We start from the raw sequence: 18,460 nt of genomic DNA on the forward strand, positions 1-18,460 counted from the left end.
GGCTACTTTAAGGGACGACATGCAAGCCAAACCAACCATTTTCGGCCAAGTGAACGCGTGGGTGCGCGACATAATCGCCTTGTTCCGCCAAAAACCGGGCAAGTGGATGCTGCTCGGCCTGGCGCATGTGTTTTTTTTCGCTATGCTGCCTGGCTTGATAGGCCTGAAATTCGTTTCCTTCCTCTTGCTGCCGGCTTTCCTGGCGCTGGCGGTAGGTTTCTACCGCGATGCCGATGCCGGCCGCGACAGCGACTTGGGCGACCTGCTCAATGAAATCAAGCCCAGTTTCAGGAAGCTGCTGGGCCTGGGCGCCATCTGCGTCGCATACGTGCTGCTCATCAATATCCTGACGGCAGAAGACGCCATGAAGCTGGAAGCCCTGGCCAGGAGCGAAGAAAGCCCGGAGCAGGTGCTGGAACAGTCCTTCCCCATCCTGGTCAAGTTGATGTTGCTGCTGGTGCCGCTGGTGCTAGTGATCTGGTTCGCCCCGGCATTGGTCGCGTTCCAGCAGTATTCAGTGGTGCGCGCCATCAAGTCCAGTCTGGCCGCGTTTATCCAATATCTGCTGCCTTTGCTGCTGACGTGGGTGTCCGTGACATTGATCATCATGTTGAGCATGACGCTGGCAGGCGTGCTGGTGGGGATGATGTCTGCAGCCTCCAAGGCCATGGGCGGGTTCTTGATGCTGGTGCTGGTGTTTGCCTGCATGCTGTTCGCCAGCGCCCTCATGCTGGCGTTCCAGTACGTCAGCAACCGTGACATCTTCAAGATGCCGCGGCCTGACCGCGTCGAACTGCTATAGCGTTTCCAGCTTGGCGTATTCCAGCGCCAGCCACTTCAAGCCTTCCCGCCCGAAATTGACCTGCACGCGCAGGTCGTTTGCATTGCCTTCGTAATTGACCACCACGCCCTGGCCGAACTTGCTGTGGGCCACGGCCTGGCCGATTTTCCAAGGCATGCTGGCTTGAGGGCGAGGAGCCGGGGCGGCGGCAGCCGTGTATTGGCTGGCGCCGCCATAGGATTTGTTCGAGACGGTGTTCAGGCGTTTGACCAGCGCTTCCGGGATTTCATCCAGGAAGCGTGACGGAATGCCATAACGTACCTGCCCGTGCAGCATGCGGTTTTGCGCAAAGCTGATATAAAGCCGCTGGCGTGCGCGGGTCACGGCCACGTACATCAGGCGGCGTTCTTCCTCCAGGCCGTTTGATTCGTAACTGCTCTGCTCGTGCGGGAATAGCCCTTCTTCCAGGCCGCTGATGAAAACGGTATTGAATTCCAGGCCCTTGGCGGCATGCACGGTCATCAACTGCAGCGCGTCGCGGCCGACATCGGCCTGGTGTTCGCCGGCCTCCAGGCTGGCATGGGCGAGGAATTGCGCGAGGATGGACATGGCAACCTCGCCATTCTCGTCCACCTGCATGCCGATGTCCTGGTTCATGAAAGCAATTGCAGCATTCACCAGCTCATCCAGGTTGGCGAGGCGGTCTTCGCCTTCCTTGTCCGCCGCATAGTGGTCGCGCAGGCCGGAAAGCCGGGTGGCAAGCTCGACCTGCTCTGCAAGCGTGAGGCCGATGGATTCTTCCTGCATCTGCTTGACCAGGGCGACGAAGCCGTCCAGGCCGCGGCCTGGCTTGCCGTCGCCGGCTTTCGCGCATGCCGCCTGCCACAGGCTGCTTTCCTGCTGGCGCGCCAGTTCCTGCAATTGCTCCAGGCTGCGAGCGCCGATGCCGCGCGTCGGGAAGTTGATCACGCGCAGTAGGGCGGTGTCGTCGTCGCCGCTGGCGATCAGGCGCAGATAGGCGAGCGCATGCTTGACCTCGGCGCGCTCGAAGAAGCGCAAGCCGCCGTAGACGCGGTAAGGCAGGCCTGCGGAAAACAGCTCGTGCTCGAGGATGCGCGACTGGGCATTGGAGCGGTAGAGCAGGGCGATCTGGCTAAGCTCGGTGCCTTCCTTGTGCAGGGCCTTGATCTCGTCGACGATGAATGTGGCCTCGTCCTTGTCGTTGTAGCCTTCATATACGCGGATGGGCTCGCCCTTGCCGGCAGAGGTCCAGAGGTTCTTGCCCAGGCGGTTGCGGTTATGCATGATGATGGCGTTGGCCGCATCGAGGATATTGCTATGGGAGCGGTAGTTCTGCTCCAGCTTGACGACGTTCTGCACGTTGAAGTCGTGCTCGAAGTCGCGCATGTTGCCGACGCGCGCGCCACGGAAGGCGTAGATGGATTGGTCGTCGTCGCCCACGGCGAAGATGCAGTTGTCCGCGCCTGCGAGGAGTTTCAGCCACAGGTATTGCAGGCGGTTGGTATCCTGGAACTCGTCCACCAGAATGTACTTGAAGCGGTGCTGGTAATGTTCGCGGATACTGTTGTTCCTGCTCAATAGCTCGTAGCAGCGCAGCAGCAGCTCGGCAAAATCCACCACGCCTTCGCGCTGGCACTGCTTGTCGTATTCCTCGAAGATTTCGCGCATGCGCTGCGAGTGGCTGTCGTAGGCTTCAACTGCGTAGGCGCGCAGGCCTTCTTCCTTGCAGCTGTTGATGTAGCCCAGCACCTGCTTGGGCGGGAATTTCTCGTCATCGACATTCATCGCCTTCATGACGCGCTTGATGGCGGAAAGCTGGTCTGCGGTATCCAGGATCTGAAATGTAGCAGGCAATTCTGCCTCGCGATGGTGCGCCCTCAACAGGCGGTTGCACAAGCCGTGGAAAGTGCCGGCCCACATGCCGCGGATGTTGATCGGCAGCATGGCGCCCAAGCGGGTGAGCATTTCCTTGGCGGCCTTGTTGGTGAAGGTCACGGAAAGAATGCCGTGCGGGGAGACTTGCCCGGTCTGGATTAGCCAGGCGATGCGAGTCGTGAGTACGCGGGTCTTGCCGCTACCGGCCCCGGCCAGGATCAGCGCGGACTGGTGCGGAAGGGTAACGGCTTCCAGTTGTTTTTCATTGAGGCCGTCGAGCAGAGAAGTGGAGAAGGTGGAATTCATCATAGCCTGCATTATCGCAGGTGAGCGCATTGAAGAGAACCGCCGAGGCAGGTGTTGCTAATGAAGCAGGCGTGCACTTTTAGTGCGCAATTGTAAGCAGATGTAAAAAACGCACTTTGGATGAACTATCCGATTAAGGCCCGGTCTTATTTTCCAGACGACGCACTCGTCTCCCGCTTTCCTCCCTGAGCGGGAAGCCTTATCCCAATGAGGCTTAAATGCTTAACCCCGATTTTACTCCCCTTTAATCGGGGTTTTTTTTGCCTGTCGTTTCCGGGCTTGCTTTGCTAGGGTATTTAACCCCGCGATTCTTTAATTACCAATGCTAATCATTTGCGAGTATATGCTTAATTGATCGCATGTGGGAATAAATATTCTGACCGGCAAGTATGACGAATTGACGGCAAGCGGAACCATCTATCCCTATTGACGGCGTGAACAAATAAAAAAGCCCCGGCGAACCGGGGCTTTTTGCTTTGAGGCTGCCTTGCAGCAGCCAATGATGAGGACTGGCTTAGAAGCCCATGCCGCCCATGCCGCCTGCGTCATGAGGAGCGATAGGCGCTTCTTCCTTAGGCAGCTCGGCTACCAGTGCATCGGTAGTCAGGATCAGGGAGGCGACGGAAGCAGCGTTCTGCAGGGCGGAACGTGTCACCTTGGCTGGGTCGAGAACGCCCAGCTCAACCAAGTCGCCGTAAGTGCCGTTGGAAGCGTTGTAACCGTAGTTGCCGGTACCTTCCAGTACCTTGTTGACCACGACGGATGGTTCGTCGCCGGCGTTAGCCACGATCTGGCGCAGCGGCTCTTCAATCGCGCGCAGCACGATCTTGATACCTGCGTCCTGATCTGGGTTCTCGCCCTTCAGTTCCTTGATGGAAGCGCGGGCGCGCAGCAGTGCAACGCCGCCGCCAGGCACGATGCCTTCTTCAACGGCAGCGCGTGTAGCGTGCAACGCATCTTCAACGCGAGCCTTCTTTTCCTTCATTTCGGTTTCGGTGGCGGCACCGACCTTGATCACGGCAACGCCGCCAGCCAGCTTGGCTACGCGTTCTTGCAGTTTTTCACGATCATAGTCGCTGGTGGCTTCTTCGATCTGCTTCTTGATCTGGTCGATACGCACCTTGATGTTGCTCTCGGTACCGTTGCCGTCGATGATGGTGGTGTTTTCCTTGCCGATCTCGACGCGCTTGGCTTGGCCGAGGTCTTCCAGGGTCACTTTTTCCAGGCTCAGGCCGACTTCTTCAGCAATCACGTTGCCGCCGGTCAGGATGGCGATATCTTCCAGCATGGCTTTGCGACGGTCGCCGAAACCAGGCGCCTTGACAGCCACGGTCTTCAGGATGCCGCGGATGTTGTTCACCACCAGGGTCGCCAACGCTTCGCCTTCAACGTCTTCCGCGATGATCAGCAGGGGACGGCCAGCCTTGGCCACTTGCTCCAGGGTCGGCAGCAGGTCGCGGATGTTGCTGATCTTCTTGTCGTAGAGCAGCACGAATGGGTTTTCCAGCAGGGCGATCTGGCGTTCTGGATTGTTGATGAAATATGGGGACAGGTAGCCGCGGTCGAATTGCATACCTTCTACGACATCCAGCTCGTTTTCCAGGCCGGAACCGTCTTCAACGGTGATCACGCCTTCCTTGCCTACCTTGTCCATCGCGTCAGCAATGATCTGGCCGATATCCGCATCGGAGTTGGCGGAAATGGAACCTACCTGGGCAATTTCCTTGCTGGTGGTGGTTGGCTTGGAGATCGCCTTGATCTCGTTGACGATCTCGGCAACAGCCTTGTCGATACCGCGCTTGAGGTCTGTCGGGTTGAAGCCGGCAGCAACGTACTTGAAGCCTTCGCGTACGATGGCTTGTGCCAGCACGGTAGCGGTAGTGGTGCCGTCGCCGGCGTTGTCATTGGTCTTGGAAGCGACTTCCTTCACCAGTTGCGCACCCATGTTTTCCAGCTTGTCGCTCAACTCGATTTCCTTGGCAACGGAAACGCCGTCCTTTGTGACGGTTGGGGAGCCGAAGGAACGCTCCAGGACAACATTACGGCCCTTAGGGCCCAGGGTCACCTTGACGGCGTTTGCCAGAACATTCACGCCATTAACGATCTTGGCACGTGCCTCATCGCCGAAAATCACTTGTTTTGCAGCCATTTATATCTCCTAATAAACTTGTTTGAGCTAATGTTGTGCCGCTATTAGGCTTCCACAACACCCAGAATGTCATCTTCGCGCAGCACCAGCACTTCTTCGCCGTTTACCTTGACGGCCTGGCCTGCATATTTGCCGAACAACACCTTGTCACCCACCTTGACGTCCAGGGCGATCGCCTTGCCGTTGTCGTCCTTCTTGCCAGGACCAACAGCAATCACTTCACCTTGATCTGGTTTTTCAGCTGCGGAGTCAGGAATCACGATCCCGGATGCGGTCTTGCGCTCTTCTTCCAGGCGTTTCACGATAACGCGGTCTTGCAATGGGCGAATTGCCATGAGTTTCTCTCCTAAAATCTTTAAATGATCATTGGGTTTGTTACAAGTTTGGTTGCTAGGGCGGTTTAGCACTCCACCCTATTGAGTGCTAATGATAGGGACGATGTAGTGGTTTTTCAAGGGTGGATTTTGAAATTTTTTTGTCGTTTGCAACTTAACTTGAGATTATTGCAGCTTAAGTCGAGATTAATGCAATTTAACTTAAGATCGAGTTAAGCATCATAGGATTACAGTATGTAGGCAGTTAGGTTTGCTATCGTTGCCTAACGCTGTGCAAGTGACGGAAGCCCATTGATCTTGCAGGCTCAGCAGGTGGGACCCAACTTCTAGGGACGGTTGCTTCAATTGAATGCTGGTTCTAATGATTTAAGTTTGTGCACTATTTGCATGTGTCTTACTGAGAAATCAGATATTAGAGAGAATGCATACCCGAAAACGATGCCTGCTATTGCTGAAGTTGAGACCGTATGGGAATTGAGTGGAGCCGCATACACTATCCATCCTATCCAGATACCGACACAGACAAAAAGCAAAACAAAAAGCAAATAAGCAAGGTTTGTTGGAAGTAATGGATCCCGTAATTGGATAAAACTATTGGTTCCGTGCATGAAGATAGGAAGTCTATGAAGCCGAGTAATTTCCCGACGAGTAAAGCTATGACTACTTATCATGTAATGAATTAACTCTGCCTTAGATGCTGATCTAAGTATTGGGCTGGTTCGATTTGTATGCAGATCATGAAGTTGATCAAATTCATCCAATCTCTTGGATGAGTAAATAAGGAAGTCTAAATTATTTCTTTCAAATTCCTACATGAGGGATGGCTGATTTCTGCCGTCATTATTACTCCACACTAGGTGGCGGCGGATTTCTGCCAAATGACCGTTAACACAAAATATCTTACACCGCCATCCGGCGGACTTGATAGCCCTGGCCATTACGTTTGTCTCGGCAATGACATTGCCATTGCTGCCTACAGTTGTCATTGGCATCATCGCCACCGGAGTGTTGCGGGCCGTTTTGAATTAAGCCAAGTGCAACAAGCGCTGCGTTGACAGTTGAATGACACACCACAGGGGCAATCGCCCCTGTTTTCTTTTCTGCTCGTCGCAGATGCTTTAAAACTCCTACGCGGCAGTGATGTCACTTAATGTCGTATCCCATCCTCATAGCGCTCAAAAGTTCAGTTCAACGTAGAATGGGAAATTTCCATTATGTATTGATTGGCGATTCAGTGTATTGTACTGTGGTTGAAACTGCTGATTGATACCATCCTCACCAGGCTCGCTGTTATATCAAAACCTAGTTGCCCAAAGGAGTAATGCAATGAAAATCTGGTCACGTAGAGAAGTCTTCAAAGTCGCAGGTTTGTTGAGCGCAATCGTACTTCTCCCGTTTGCTAACGCATTTGCTGCAGATAACACAACTGCCATCAAAATCGGCACGATTGGAGCCGGTAATCTAGGTGGCGCTGTTGGAGCGCTATGGGTGAAGTCTGGCCATGAAGTACTTTTTTCCTCAAGAGATCCGCAGGCCCTGAAATCATTGGTGGATCGTCTAGGCCCCAAGGCCAAATCTGGTTCTGTTGATGAAGCCATCGCCTTTGGGGATGTTGTCTTACTGGCTATTCCCTACGAGGCCTACCCCCAGGTCGGGCGTGATTATTCGGCAGCATTGAAGGGCAAGATCATCATTGATGCTGGGAATGCGAACCGCAGCTCTCTCTATGCAGAGACTCAGGAAAAAGGCATTGGCGTAACTACGGCCAAGTATTTCCCTGGGGCCCGCATCGTTCGCGCATTCAATGCAGCCAATAATCGTATCTTTACAGACAATGCTGGTAAAAATCCTCGAATCGCTATCCCCATCGCCGGTGATGATAAAGAGGCCCTTGAAGTTGTGAAGTCCCTTATCACATCCGCTGGATTCGATCCTCTGGTAGTAGGCAGTCTGAAGGATGCTGATAAATTTGCTATGGGTACAAGTGGTTTTGGTCATGTGCAAACTGCACCTGAGCTTGCCAAGACCCTTGGGCTCCACAAGTGAGCCTGTCCAAGGCCTTATCCCTGGGAGCCGCCAGAATCAGGGGGCTCTTGAAGGTAAGTCCAGATGAGTGGCGGCCGTTGGTATGGTCGTGGGCTTATATCTTCGCAATCCTGGCAAGTTATTACGTATTGCGCCCAGTCAGAGACCAGGTCGGCGCTGCAGGTGGCCTGGATAATCTGCCATGGTTGTTCTCCGCAACTTTGGTCGCCATGCTTGCTTTAAATATTCCATTTGCTTGGGCGGTTAAAACCCTGCCCAGAGCGCGATTTGTACCGCTGACCTATCGTTTTTTCACCCTCAATATTCTGATGTTCGCTGCGGCATTTTACTTTGCCGATGAAGCAACATCAGTCTGGGTGGGTCGAGTTTTTTACGTATGGTTGTCTGTATTTAATCTCTTTGTCGTCTCGATCTTCTGGACAACTATCGTTGATGTGTTCACTAATGCTCAGGGCAAGCGGCTGTTCGGTCTCATCGCGGCAGGGGCAACATTGGGAGCTATTTCAGGATCTGCAGTGACAGCGCTGCTAGCCCAGAAAGTCCCAACTTCAGCTCTGTTAATTCTGGCAGGCATCCTCCTTGAGCTTGCACTGTTGGCAATGAGGCAGCTCGTACTCACCACACCAAGCTTGAGTCATGCTCCTCAGGCAAAGGATTCGTCCAAGGTGATTGGCGGCAGTGTCTGGGCTGGAGTCACACACTTATTGAGTTCGCCATATCTCATCAACATTGGGATCTTCATGATCCTGTTCTCGGTGACTTCCACTTTCCTGTACTTCGAGCAGATCAATATAGCGGCCAAGTATTTCCCTGATCGTGGTGCACAGACCGCGTTTTTTGCCAGTGTTGACCTGGCCGTCAACGTACTGACACTGTGCGGGCAGCTATTCTTGACCAGTCGAATCTTGAACAAGATCGGTGTGGGCCCTTCTCTGGCACTGTTGCCAGCAGCCAGTGTAATTGGCTTCCTCGCGCTGGCATTGTCGCCAACGATAGGCATGATCATGGTGATGTATACCCTTCGACGCGCAGGTAACTTTGCGATTTCACGGCCTATCAGGGAGATCCTTTTTACAGTGATCCCAAGAGAAGATAGATATAAGGCCAAGAACGTGATTGATACCACGCTGTACCGGCTGGGGGATCAGGTCGGTGCCTGGACATACGCTGGCGTGTCCTCCCTGGGAGGCGTGTCTCCCATGTTGATCGCAGTACCCTTGTCCGTCGCCTGGCTGATCAATAGTCTTTGGCTGGGACGTCGGCAGGACAAGCTCGTTGTGATCAATCAGCCTGTAGCGTGAAGCCAACACAAGCATTCAGATACCCTATGAAAACATTTCCTTTCCCAGTTTCAATTCGAACCACCAGACTGCACTTGCGACAATGGCAGGATAAAGACCTGGCTCCTTTTGCTGCATTAAATGCAGACCCAGAGGTAACCCAGTTTTTTCCTGCGCCTTTAACCCAAGAGCAAAGTAATACCATGGCGAGGCGCTGCCAGTCACTCATTGATGAGAGAGGTTGGGGGCTTTGGGCGGTGGAAAGCCTGCAATCAAAAGCGTTTGTTGGGATGATCGGTTTACACATCCCGACAGCGCCTTTGCCGTTCGCACCCTGTGTTGAAATTGGCTGGCGCTTGGGCAAAGAGCATTGGGGAAATGGCTATGCAACCGAAGGTGCTATCGCAGCCCTTGAAGTTGCGTTCCGGGATATCGAGTTGGAAGAAGTTGTTGCGTTCACATCTGTCCACAACACCAAATCGGAAGCCGTGATGCAGCGAATTGGCATGAAGCGGGATGAGCATACGTTTGCTCACCCCGCAGTCAGTAGCGATAACTGGTTAAGCCAGCATTGTTTATATCGGATTGGAAAGCAGGTTTAGCTCAACCTTCCCATCTCAAGCAGGATGCGCTCTCTCAGGGTGATAAGCTTTGCTTTGAAGTCCTCCAGCGCATCATCAAACCTGCAACTAGGGGTCACGATGGCCACCGCATATCGCCCTAGGAATGTATCAATGGCAACAGCCACGGCACTGATACCAAGCACGTTCTCATCCCGGTCAATCGCAAAACCTTGTTTACGTATTTGAGCTAGGTCTTTCAACAAGTCATTAAGTCCCTTGGTCCTCTTCGTGAGCTTTGGGTATTCACTACCGATTCGCTGCACTACCTCTTCATCAGTCAGATTGGCGAGCAGTAGCTTGCCGTCCACTGTGGTGTAGAGCGTGTGAACTGCGCCTAATGTGGGCACAACTCTCAACTCCCTTTCGGCAGCAATACGATCAATCACATTGGATTGCTGAGTGGAAATTGAGGAGAGCACGACGGTTTCATTGACATCGCTGCCCAGCGATTCAAGGTGGGGTCGCATCACCGAAATGATGTCGATTTGAGTCTCATGCATCAGTTGGCCAAAGGCCATCCCTAGCTTGAAGCCCCGGCCACTCTCCAGCATGGTGATCAGCTCTTCCTCTTCAAGCGCCTTCACAATTCGCTGCACCGTCGAGCGAGGCAAGTCAGCGATCTCGGCAATTTTACCCAGGCTAAGACCTAAAGGATTTTTTGCCAGGATGCGGAGTATCAAGGATGCCCTGGAAATGACCTGGATACCGTGTGTGTCGGCCTTCATAGGCTCTGCCTTCTTTGTTTTATCGTGATGCATTGTACCTCTCAACCTGGATTCAAGCTTAAAGACCTATTGTTTTAATGTATCGTTTAATGGTACATTGTACCACATAACGATATTTAACCAGGTGAATGAATGAGCATCCTTGAATCCAGTAATACGATTAAACCCGTCCTGATTGCGTTGTGCGGTTGGCTCCTAGTGGGATGTAAGCAGGAGGCTGCTGTTGTTGATGCTGGACCGCCAGCGGTAGGTGTTTATGTTGTGCAAGAAGAGGAAGTCGCAAAGGCAGCGGATCTGCCAGGACGGACTCGCCCTTACCGGATTGCTGAGGTGAGGCCACAGGTGAATGGCGTGGTGCAAAAGCGCCTCTTCGTCGAGGGTCTTGAGGTCAAGCAAGGCCAGCAGCTATATCAAATTGATCCTGCCATCTATCAGGCAGCCTTTGATCGCGCTGAAGCCAGTCTCTATAACTCGGAGCGATTAGCAACTCGGTACCAGCAACTGGAAAACTCACAATCCATTAGTAAGCAGCAGCTAGACGATGCATTGGCATCGAAACGCCTGGCAATCGCTGATCTGGAGACTGCCAAAATCAATCTCCAGTACACCAAGGTACTTTCCCCCATTTCTGGCCGAATTGGCCGATCTGCGATCACAGAAGGAGCGCTAGTCACCAATGGCCAAACCCAGGCGCTGGCTGTGGTGCAGCAACTGGATCCTATATATGTCGATGTTACCCAATCCATGAATGACATTCTTAGGCTGAGAAGTGCCATGGAGGCAGGAAAACTAAAGAGTGCCGGTAAGCAGCAAGCGGCCGTGACGCTGACCTTGGAAGATGGCTCGCAATATCCATTGCAAGGCACACTGCATTTCTCGGAGGTAACTGTTGATGAGGAAACAGGCTCCGTCATCCTTCGTGCCACCTTCCCGAATCCTGATAAGAAGCTCCTCCCAGGCATGTTTGTACATGCCCATCTGCAAGAAGGTATTGCCAGCAAGGCCACACTGGTTCCCCAACAAGCCGTTGCCAGAAATTACCGTGGCCAGGCAACCGTGATGGTGGTGGATGCGGAAGGTGTTGTACACGAGCGCATCATTGAGACAGATAGGACGATGGGTAACTATTGGCTTGTGAATTCCGGGGTGGCAGCTGGTGAGCAAGTGGTGACCGAGGGGCTTCAACTGGCTAGGGATGGCGTTAAGGTCAAGGCAGAAACAGCAAGCAATCTGAAGCCCGTGCAGTCATTCAATGTCAGTGCTGCTGAGTAAGCGAGGAACGATCCATGTCTAGATTCTTTATTGATCGTCCTGTCTTTGCTTGGGTAGTGGCGATCCTCATTATGCTGGCGGGTGTATTGTCAGTATTCAGGTTGCCGGTAAATCACTACCCTGATGTGGCTGCGCCTGCCATTGCGATTACCGTAACCTATCCTGGTGCTTCTGCGCAAACAGTGCAGGATACTGTGGTACAGGTGATTGAGCAGCAGCTGAATGGCTTGGATGGATTGCGGTATATCTCTTCAACCAGCAGCTCCGACGGCAGCATGAATATCACGGTCACTTTTGACCAAGGAACGAACCCGGACATAGCCCAGGTTCAAGTGCAAAACAAACTGCAACTTGCGACCCCCTTACTGCCCGAAGAAGTGCAGCGCCAAGGGATACGTGTCGCCAAGTTCTCAGTCAACTTTATGATGGTCGCTGTCCTGGTGTCAGAAGATGGCCGTTGGGATGATACCGATCTTGGCAACTACGTTGGCTCCTATCTCCAGGATCCTATCGTCAGAACCAAGGGCGTTGGTGACTTCACGGTATTTGGTTCACCTTATGCCATGCGAATTTGGTTGGATCCAGCCAAGCTGTACAACTTCAATCTGACCCCAAGCGATGTGATTTCTGCGGTTGAGCAGCAAAACGTCCAAGTCTCCATGGGACAACTCGGTGGCTTGCCGACAGCAAAAGGTGTTCAGCTTAATGCCACGATTGTCGGCAAGGTGCGCATGAAGACGGCTGAAGAATTTAATGAGATTCTGGTCAAGGTCAATGCGGATGGCTCACAAGTCAGGCTCAAGGACATTGCTGAGGTGGGGTTGGGCAGTCAGAACTTCTCGGTTGCCGGTAAGTTTGATGGCAAACCTGCTGCGGGTTTGGCGATACGCCTGGCGACGGGGGCTAATACCCTGGAGACTGCTGCTGCAGTCCACAAAACCATTTCCAATCTGGAGTCATTCCTGCCTGCGGGGGTCAAGATCTACTACCCGTATGAAACTGCGCCCAAGGTCACGGCATCGATTGAGGCCATCATTCATACGCTGATTGAGGCCATTGCCCTGGTCTTCATCGTGATGTTTGTATTCCTGCAAAACTTCCGGGCAACGATCATTCCGACGATTGCTGTGCCTGTCGTGATGCTTGGCACCATGGCCGTATTGTATGCATTCGGTTACAGCATCAATTTGATCACCATGTTTGCCATGGTCTTGGCCATCGGCCTCTTGGTCGATGATGCGATTGTCGTAGTCGAGAATGTCGAGCGGCTGATGACGGAGGAAGGACTAAGCCCGAAAGAAGCTGCCCGTAAATCCATGGATCAAATTCAGGGTGCCTTGATCAGTATTGGTCTGGTGATCAGCGCGGTCTTCCTACCCATGGCCTTCATCTCGGGTTCTACCGGGGTGATCTATCGCCAGTTCTCAATCACTATCGTTGCTGCCATGGCGTTCTCGGTACTGGTCGCGATTTTCTTCACCCCCATGTTGTGTGCAACCTTGCTCAAGGCCAACCACGGATCAGGTCATGTATGGGCACCGTTCGCATGGTTCAACCGTGTGTTTGAGCGTGGCAGTAATGGCTATCAGGGCGTGGTTAAAACCACACTTAAACGCCGCAGCATGGTCTTCGTGATTTACCTGGCAATCGTAGGTGGCTTGGGGCTGTTACTTACCAAGCTACCCAGTGGATTCCTACCTGATGAAGATCAAGGGGTGATGATGATTCAGGTCACGCTCCCGCCTAACTCGAGCGCCGAGCGTACAGAGGCGGTGCTGGCTCAGGTGCGCGAACACTTGATGACCAAGGAAGGCGACATGGTCAAAACTGTGTTCACGGTTCGAGGCTTCAATTTCGCAGGCAATGGCCAGAACTCAGGGATTGCCTTTATTGAGTTCTTTGACTTCGCAGATCGTAAAGAAGCGAGCAAAAAGGTGCAGGCATTGGGCATTCGGGCATTCGAAGATTTCAAGAAAATCAAAGATGCCACCATCATCCCCATCATCCCGCCCTCCATCATTGAGTTAGGCAACTCGTCCGGCTTCGATATTTTCCTGCAAGACCAGGCTGGCTTGGGGCATGAAGTACTGATGGAAGCGCGGAACAAGTTCTTGCAGTTGGCTTCCCAGGATTCAAAGCTTGCACTTGTACGTCCCAATGGCCTGGATGACGAACCCCAGTATGAGATTGTGATTGATGAGGAGCGAGCCAGAGCCCAGCAGGTCAGTCTTGCTGAAGTGAATCAAACCATGTCGGTCGCTTGGGGCTCTGCCTATGTCAACGACTTCATTGATCGTGGTCGGGTGAAGAAGGTGTACATCCAGGGTATCAACAGCTCCCGCATTGCCCCTGAAGACTTTAATAAGTGGTTTGTGCGCAGTAACAGTGGCCAGATGGTGCCGTTCTCGGCTATCGCCACCGGACGCTGGATCTATGGCTCGCCCAAGCTTGAGCGATTCAATGGTGTGCCCTCCGTGGAAGTCGTTGGGCAACCGGCACCAGGCGTCAGTACTGGGGAAGCGCTTGCCTCTGTAGAACGCATCATGCGTGAAATGCCAGCAGGTATTGGTTTGGCCTACACCGGGCTCTCCTACGAAGAAGGTGAGGCTGGATCGCAGACCACGCTGCTTTTCCTGTTGTCAGCCTTGGTGGTGTTCTTGTGCCTGTCAGCCTTGTATGAAAGCTGGTCAATTCCAGTCGCCGTCATGATGGTTGTGCCGTTGGGGATTATAGGTGCAGTTGCGGCCACACTCTTGCGCGGCATATCTGCGGACGTGTTCTTCCAGGTGGGTTTGCTGACCACCATGGGTCTGGCAGCGAAAAATGCGATTTTGATTGTTGAGTTTGCCAAAGAGCTGCGAGACAACCATGGCAAAACCGCAGTTGAGGCTGCCATTGAGGCTGCTCGCTTGAGGCTACGCCCCATCATCATGACGTCCATTGCCTTCCTGTTTGGTGTGCTGCCCATGGCGCTTGCCAATGGCCCGAGTAGCGGTAGTCAGCAGTCGATTGGTACTGGGGTCGTGGGAGGCATGCTCACAGCGACATTCTTAGCCATCTTCTTTGTCCCGCTGTTCTATGTCCTGGTGGTAGAGGGCATCAAGCGGAAGAAGACGCCAGCACAAGAGCAAAGGGATTGATGTTGTGGATTTCAAACTCGTGGCAGTCGGGATCATCGTGTTAATTGGATTTTATGCCTTGTTCTCGAATGCCGAGTTGATTTGCTCCATTTACGTTTGTCGCTGTGATGAGTGGGATTTCTACGCTCACATCAAGATTTGAAGAGGTATTGCAGAAATGAATTACAAAATAATTGTATTGGCACTGAGCATGGCATTAGGGGCTTGCTCCTTCCTGCCTGAGTACCAACGGCCTCAATCACCGGTGGCAAATACATTTCCCGCCGGAAGTGAGGTCGCCAATGAGTCAGCAGAGTCAGTACTGCCGTTTTGGAAGCACTTTTTTAAAGATAAAGAGCTGCAGAAGTTGGTCGTGCTTGCGCTATACAACAACAAAGACATTAGCATCGCGATGAGCAATGTAGAGGCCTATCAGGCTTTATACAGGATACAGCGATCAGAGTTGTTCCCTCAGCTCAATGCCACAGGTGGTCTCACCCGGTCACGTACCCCAGCTGCATTGTCTCCGGCCAACCAGGATTGGATGTTGACGCAGTATTCAGCCTCTATAGGCGTGACCTCATATGAGCTTGACCTGTTCGGCCGAGTAAGAAGCCTGAATGCACAGGCGTTGGAGCAATATTTTGCGAATGCAGAGAATTTGCGAGCAGCATATTTGAGCCTGATCACCAGTGTTGGGGAAAGCTACTTCACCTTGCAGTCTGACAGGAGATTGCTGGAAGTGAGTCAGCAGTCCCTGAAAACCTACAAGCAAACATATGACTTGTTGGAGACCAATCTGAATGCCGGGCTGATCTCAGCGATCAGCCTCAAGCAAGCGGCTATTCAAGTTGAAACTGCGCGGTCGGACGTTGAGCAATACACCAGACTGGTAGCTCAAGACCTCAATGCGCTGCAGTTGCTTGTAGGGACTAAAGAAGCCATTCGCCTGAACAGCCCTGAAAACTTTGTGATCAAGGATCAATTGGAGGATTTCCCTGTTGGTCTGAATTCAGAAGTCCTATTGGCTAGGCCAGATATCCAGGCGGCAGAGCATCAACTTAAAGCGGCCAATGCCAATATCGGGGCTGCGCGGGCCGCATTCTTCCCAAGCATTTCGTTGACCGCCTCACTCGGTACCGCGAGCAATGAGCTATCAGGCCTGCTGGGTAGTGGCTCAGGCGCGTGGTCGTTTTCGCCTCAAATCAATCTGCCGATTTTTACTGCGGGTCGATTGAAAGCCAATCTGAATTACGCCGAAATCCAGAAGGAAATCCAAGTGAAGCAATACGAGAAGGCAATTCAAACAGCCTTCCAGGAAGTCGCCAATGGTTTGGCAGCAAGAAGAACCTACATCAATCAACTGGACGCTCAGGCCGCCTATTATAGTAATGCATCGTCTTATTTGACTCTGGCACAAAACCGCTATGACTCCGGTGTGGATGACTACCTCACCGTGCTAGATGCCCAACGTACCGTTTATCAGGCGGAACAGCAGTTCATCATCACTCAGCGCGAACAATTGATTAGCGAGTTGCAGCTGTATAAGGCCTTGGGCGGCAATCTCCAGTAAGGCTTATCTGTATTGGCGTCTTTATTGATAGTCATGCAGCGGGAGGGATATTGCCTCCCACTGCAGCCATTAGGGCTAGATTAAATGCTCCTCATCCTTTTATTTCGCGTGATCCAAAGAAAATATATGCCTGAACGATTGAATAACTCTAACAAAGTGGGCAGCTTCGCCTTGGTAGCCTGCTTGGCTTTATTGGCGATGCTAGGCCCATTTACGACGGATACTTATTTTCCGTATTTTCCAGACATGGAAGCCCATTTCAATATCAGCCAGGTGCAAGCACAGCAAAGCTTAACGGTATATTTGATTTCGTTCACCGTGATGATGCTATTTCATGGTGCGTTGTCAGACAGCTTTGGGAGGAAGCCCATCATTATTGTGGCGTTGATCGGATTTACGCTGACTTCCCTTGGCTGCGCAATGACGGACAGTTTTTTGTGGCTATTGATCTATCGGGCAATCCAAGGGTTATTTGTAGGCGCAGGCATGGTGGTCGGGCAAGCGATTATTCGGGATCAATTCGATGGGGTTGTAGCTCAAAAGTTAATCGCTAAAGTCACGATGTTATTTGGTCTGGCTCCTGCAGTTGCTCCTTTGGCAGGTGGTTGGATGCACCAGTACTTCCCATGGCAGGCGAGCTTTGTATTCTTGGCAGCGCTGGGGATCTTAGCCTTGGCAATGTGTTTTGCGTGGCTGGGAGAGTCCTTGCCCACGGAGAAGAGGGTGCCTTTTAAGCCTTGGCAGATATTAGGCAACTACTATGAGATCGTAACCAACCGCCATTTTGTAAACTTGTCACTAAGTGTGGGCCTGGGTTTTGGCGGCTTCCTGATATATGTGGCTGGTGCGCATGATTTTGTATTCAATGTACTTCAGCTCACGTCCTTGGATTTCGGCTGGCTGTTTATACCTATCGTGGCCGGGCTGGTAATTGGCTCTGCTGTCTCTTCCGCTTCCTCCGGGAAAGTCAAAAACAAGACATTGATCAGGATTGGCTATGCGATTTTACTTAGTGCCGCATTTGTGAATGTCATGAGCTCCGCGTTCACACTGCAATCACTGGCTTGGGCCGTTATCCCAATTTTCGCATATACCTTTGGACTGACTTTGATTCTGCCTGGGGTCATGGTGATGCTATTGGATATATTTCCCGAAAGAAAAGGCACTGCCGCCTCAGTACAGGCATTTATTCAGTCGTTAGTCTTCGTGCTGATTTCTGCCATGGTAGTCCCTTACGTCCTAGGCCAGGGATACCTGTATGCCACAGCGATGATGACGATGGCGACTTGCAGTTTCATGTTATGGCAAAGGCAAGCTTACACACATTAACCCCGAGCAGGTGAAGTCCAGTGCTGAGAAGGGTTTAAGACGATAAAAAGGGCTCCGTAGGGAGCCCTTAGATGTGAGTATGCAGCCTTTACTGAGATGACGGATGATCAATGGGACACTACTGTCGCAAGCAAGATGATGGGGCAGATCAATTTGGTGAAGGTAGGCCTTGAATACATCAATGACGGCGGCTCTTTTACGCTGATATCCGGGATTCTCAATATCAAACCTATTCCGATGGCTATTGCTGATTCCACGACCAGTGGCGCAATAGATACATTTGTCACATGTGTTGCACATGAATTGCCACGAGGGATTCGTATCAATGCAGTAAACCCAACGGTGTTAGAAGAAGCGTGGGAAGTTTATGGCGACATGATGCCTGGCTTCCAACCAGTCCCAGGTTCCCTAGTTGGCAAAGCATTCGAAAGATCTGTTGATGGGTTTATTAGCGGGAAAGTGTTATTTGTTGATGCTTGAGCTATGATTTTTTCAATTGAAGGAAAAATCTAGAATCACCCTCAGCCGGACTGTGTCTGAATCCCTAATTTTGACATGGATGCAATCCATATAGACGATGGGGTATACGCTCGATGACTGAGCGTTATTTCTTGGAAAGAATCTCCTTGATTTCCTTTTCCTTGATCTTCATGGCCATGGCGGTTAAAAAGACTTTGAAGATGAAACCAGAAATAAACGCTGAGATCGCAATAGTGAAAAATGCAGAGACGAGCAGATCAATGATCAGGTAATCGCTGTTGATCAATACAGGGCGATAGATGCTGATGCCAGCAAAAATGACCCAGTGACTCATGCAGTAGAAACAACTAAACAGATACCCAGTCATGTGCCCAAGCTTTTGCGTCCAGGCTCGCAGAGGAACAAACAACTCTGTTTGGGTAATGGTGTAGGAGATGCTACTGGCCGCGATAGCAAGTACCAGACACGACCATAGTGCGTTAATGGCAGTACCGTTTATAACTTCATTCATTTCAATTCCACTCAATAACACTCAATTGATTGATT

The 18,460-nt window shown here is 52.0% G+C and carries 13 protein-coding genes and 1 pseudogene; 9 read left to right on the forward strand and 5 right to left on the reverse strand.

Annotation, left to right across the window (positions count from 1 at the left end):
• Nucleotides 1–19: 19 nt before the first annotated feature.
• Nucleotides 20–802: a BPSS1780 family membrane protein gene (locus ACJSDX_RS10440; RefSeq protein WP_407994621.1), complete on the forward strand. Its 783-nt coding sequence runs from the start codon at nt 20–22 to the stop codon at nt 800–802.
• Here the strand turns inward: ACJSDX_RS10440 and ACJSDX_RS10445 are convergent.
• The 3 genes from ACJSDX_RS10445 to groES form a co-directional block, all read right to left on the reverse strand.
• A complete protein-coding gene (locus tag ACJSDX_RS10445) occupies nt 797–2,995 on the reverse strand; it encodes a UvrD-helicase domain-containing protein (protein WP_407994622.1) in 2,199 nt (732 codons plus the stop codon). The two genes, ACJSDX_RS10440 and ACJSDX_RS10445, sit on opposite strands and share 6 nt — an antisense overlap.
• Before the next feature lie 502 nt (nt 2,996–3,497).
• On the reverse strand, nt 3,498–5,132 hold the full coding sequence (groL, locus tag ACJSDX_RS10450) for a chaperonin GroEL (protein ID WP_309564259.1): 1,635 nt from the start codon (nt 5,130–5,132) through the stop codon (nt 3,498–3,500).
• 44 nt (nt 5,133–5,176) lie between these two features.
• Nucleotides 5,177–5,467 (reverse strand): co-chaperone GroES, encoded by a 291-nt coding sequence (gene groES, locus ACJSDX_RS10455; protein ID WP_309564260.1) that lies wholly within the window; start codon nt 5,465–5,467, stop codon nt 5,177–5,179.
• 1,326 nt (nt 5,468–6,793) lie between these two features.
• Here groES and ACJSDX_RS10460 point away from each other — a divergent pair.
• From ACJSDX_RS10460 to ACJSDX_RS10470, 3 genes are read left to right on the forward strand one after another with little or no spacing between them, the layout of a single operon-like run.
• Complete coding sequence (locus ACJSDX_RS10460) at nt 6,794–7,513, forward strand: NADPH-dependent F420 reductase (protein WP_407994623.1); 720 nt, start codon at nt 6,794–6,796, stop codon at nt 7,511–7,513.
• Nucleotides 7,510–8,814, forward strand: coding sequence for an NTP/NDP exchange transporter (locus ACJSDX_RS10465; protein ID WP_407994624.1), 1,305 nt, complete (start codon nt 7,510–7,512; stop codon nt 8,812–8,814). The genes ACJSDX_RS10460 and ACJSDX_RS10465 overlap by 4 nt, the downstream gene beginning before the upstream one ends.
• Nucleotides 8,815–8,840: 26 nt before the next feature.
• Nucleotides 8,841–9,395, forward strand: a complete 555-nt coding sequence (locus ACJSDX_RS10470; protein WP_407994625.1) for a GNAT family N-acetyltransferase — start codon at nt 8,841–8,843, stop codon at nt 9,393–9,395.
• Here the strand turns inward: ACJSDX_RS10470 and ACJSDX_RS10475 are convergent.
• A complete protein-coding gene (locus tag ACJSDX_RS10475) occupies nt 9,392–10,141 on the reverse strand; it encodes an IclR family transcriptional regulator (protein WP_407994626.1) in 750 nt (249 codons plus the stop codon). The two genes, ACJSDX_RS10470 and ACJSDX_RS10475, sit on opposite strands and share 4 nt — an antisense overlap.
• A 132-nt stretch (nt 10,142–10,273) precedes the next feature.
• On the opposite strand from ACJSDX_RS10475, the gene ACJSDX_RS10480 reads away from it, so the two are divergent.
• The 5 genes and pseudogenes from ACJSDX_RS10480 to ACJSDX_RS10500 all read left to right on the forward strand — a co-directional run.
• The gene (locus ACJSDX_RS10480; protein WP_407994627.1) at nt 10,274–11,413 is read left to right on the forward strand and encodes an efflux RND transporter periplasmic adaptor subunit; all 1,140 of its coding nucleotides are present in this window, start codon (nt 10,274–10,276) and stop codon (nt 11,411–11,413) included.
• Between the two features lie 14 nt (nt 11,414–11,427).
• Nucleotides 11,428–14,553 (forward strand): efflux RND transporter permease subunit, encoded by a 3,126-nt coding sequence (locus ACJSDX_RS10485; protein WP_407994628.1) that lies wholly within the window; start codon nt 11,428–11,430, stop codon nt 14,551–14,553.
• A gap of 157 nt (nt 14,554–14,710) precedes the next feature.
• Nucleotides 14,711–16,105, forward strand: a complete 1,395-nt coding sequence (locus ACJSDX_RS10490; protein WP_407994629.1) for an efflux transporter outer membrane subunit — start codon at nt 14,711–14,713, stop codon at nt 16,103–16,105.
• A gap of 84 nt (nt 16,106–16,189) precedes the next feature.
• Complete coding sequence (locus ACJSDX_RS10495) at nt 16,190–17,434, forward strand: multidrug effflux MFS transporter (protein WP_407994630.1); 1,245 nt, start codon at nt 16,190–16,192, stop codon at nt 17,432–17,434.
• An 84-nt stretch (nt 17,435–17,518) separates the two neighbouring features.
• Nucleotides 17,519–17,914 (forward strand): annotated as a pseudogene (locus tag ACJSDX_RS10500) (short chain dehydrogenase); the annotation flags it as partial.
• A 124-nt stretch (nt 17,915–18,038) separates the two neighbouring features.
• Here ACJSDX_RS10500 and ACJSDX_RS10505 read toward each other — a convergent pair.
• The gene (locus ACJSDX_RS10505; protein WP_407994631.1) at nt 18,039–18,425 is read right to left on the reverse strand and encodes a hypothetical protein; all 387 of its coding nucleotides are present in this window, start codon (nt 18,423–18,425) and stop codon (nt 18,039–18,041) included.
• Nucleotides 18,426–18,460 lie beyond the last annotated feature (35 nt).

The sequence above is a fragment of the Methylobacillus draconifructus genome (genome assembly GCF_045984355.1).
Lineage (GTDB): Bacteria > Pseudomonadota > Gammaproteobacteria > Burkholderiales > Methylophilaceae > Methylobacillus > Methylobacillus flagellatus_A.